We start from the raw sequence: 2479 nt of genomic DNA, 5'->3' as shown, positions 1-2479 counted from the left end.
GGTGGTGTTCGGCGGGGCGGTGGTGTCCGGCACCGTCGATCTCGGCACCGTCGTGCTCAGCAGCGGCGCGGCGGATCGTGGCGATAGCCTGGCGGGCGGCGGGCAGCTGCTGGTGTCCTCGGGCGCGACGGCGCAGAGCGACACCCTCTCCTCGGGCGGGACCGAGACGGTGGTCTCGGGCGGCACGGTGCTCAACCCGATCGTCTCCGCGGGCGGAACCCTGGTGCTGGCGGCGGGAGCGATCGAGAGCGGCGGGACGATCGCCTCCGGCGCGACGGTGGTCGTGTCCTCGGGCGAGACCGTGAACGGGATGACGGTCGCGGCCGGCGGGTCGCTGGTGATTCTGAGCGGCGGGTCGGATATCGTCGTGATCGACCGCGGTACGGTGGTGGTGAGCAGCGGGGCGGTCGAGAGCGGCGACACCCTGGTCAGCGGCGGACAGCTGCTGGTGTCCGCGGGCGGCACGGCGCTGTCGGTCACGGTGAGTGCGACTGGCACCGAGACGGTGCAGGCGGGCGGCACGGCGCTGGGGCTGAACTTATCCGCGGGTGGCTCGGTCTACCTGTCGTCGGGTGCGTTGCAAAGCGGCAGCACTGTGCAGAGCGGGGCGCTCTACAATGTCGGCAGCGGCGCGACGGCGCTCAATATTTCTGTCACGTCAAGCGGAAAAGCATATATCTCCGGTTTCGCCAGCGGCGTAACGGATCTGGGGCTTTATCCGGGCACTGGCGTTGTTAGTGGCTATACCGGCGACGGTGTTCAGGTTTTCAGTGGTGGGACATTACTCAACGTTACTGTCGGCGACGGAACCCATGATGCTTACCTTGCGGTTTTGACGAGCGCATATCTATCCGGTGGCGTTTTCAGTGCTAATGCCCAGGTCAATTTTTTAGGAACGATATCGGCCATTAGTGATTTCGGATTTGAATATGGCTACGGGGGCACGGTTTATAATCTGACCGTCGAATCAGGTGCGACCAATTTCCCAGGCAGCTTGCCAGCGACTCTCTACGACAACACCGTGGTCTCCAGCGGCGGTTCTGTCAATTTCGCTGCTGGCAATTTTGTCAACACCGACGCCGTGCCGGGTTCGACAGCAATTGTCGGCGCCGGCGGAACGGCGACAGCCTCCGGTGGTACCAACCTCGGCCTGACCATAGCAGGTGGCACCGACCTCGTTCTCGCTGGTGGCGTCGATATCGGCACCAAGGTGAGTGCAGGCGGGATCTATACCGTCAGCTCGGGCGGCACAGGGTTGGCGACGATCCTCAGCACCGGCGCGACGGCGACGATTTCCTCGGGCGGGCTGGAAAGCGGCGCCACGGTGGTTGCTGGCGGTTCGCTGACCGTCAGCGCCGCCGGCACACTCATCAACAGCATCAACTCCGGCGGCACCCTGAACGTGTCGAGCGGCGGGACGGCGATCGCGTCCTTCGGCACCAACTTCGCTCTCACCCTCAAGGCGGGCGCGACCGATCTCGTGCAGGCTGGCGGCACTGATATCTCCGCGACGATCTCCTCCGGCGGCACGGATGCCGTGCTCGCCAGTGGTATCGCCATCCACACCCTCGTCAGCAGCGGCGGGACCGAGACGGTCGCCTCGGGCGGGGTGGCAAGCGGTGCGACGGTGTTCTCCGGCGGCCTGCTCAGCGCGAGCGCGGGCGGGACCCTCATCGACACCGTCAACAGCACCGGCCTGCCGATCTACGTGTCGAGCGGGGTGACGGCGATCGCCTCCGCCGGCAGCAACCTCAGCCTGACCATCAACAGCGGTGTGACCGACCTCGTGCAGTCCGGCGGCACCGACATCGCCGCGACCCTGACCTCCGGCGCTACCGAACGCGTGGGCGCCAGTGGCGTCGCCGTCAGCACGTTGATCGCCTCCGGCAGTACGGAGGTCGTCAGCTCCGGCGGTGTCGCCTCCGGCACCATCCTAAGTGCCGGTGGCAGCCTGATCCTGCAGTCTGGTGCTGTGGAGTCCGCGGGCACGGTGGCCTCGGGCGCGATCCTGTCGGCGACCGGTGGCGCCAGTGTCTATAGCGCGACGGTGGCGTCCGGCGGGTCGCTGGTGGTGTTCGGCGGGGCGGTGGTGTCCGGCACCGTCGATCTCGGCACCGTCGTGCTCAGCAGCGGCGCGGCGGATCGCGGCGATAGCCTGGCGAGCGGCGGGCAGCTGCTGGTCTCTTCTGGCGCGACGGCGCAGAGCGACACCCTCTCCTCGGGCGGGACCGAGACGGTGGTCTCGGGCGGCACGTCGCTCAACCCGATCGTGTCGGCGGGCGGAACCCTGGTGCTGGCGGCGGGAGCGATCGAGAGCGGCGGGACGATCGCCTCGGGCGGCATCCTCACCGTGTCGAGCACGATCACAGTGACCGGCATGATGGTCACCTCGGGCGGCAGCTTGGTGATCCAGGGCGGCGGCATTGATAGCGGGCTGCTCGACAGCGGCACGGTGACCGTCAGCGGCACCGGCACCAGT

1 protein-coding gene is annotated in these 2479 nt (G+C 67.4%); it reads left to right on the top strand.

Annotated elements, in window-relative coordinates:
* A partial coding sequence (locus GSQ92_RS29785; RefSeq protein WP_371418624.1) for a hypothetical protein occupies positions 1–2479 on the top strand: 2479 nt, incomplete at both ends.

The sequence above is a fragment of the Acidisoma sp. S159 genome, from assembly GCF_009766125.1.
GTDB lineage: Bacteria > Pseudomonadota > Alphaproteobacteria > Acetobacterales > Acetobacteraceae > Acidisoma.
Note: the sequence above shows the minus strand (reverse complement) of the source record. Positions and strands in the feature narration are given on the sequence as shown.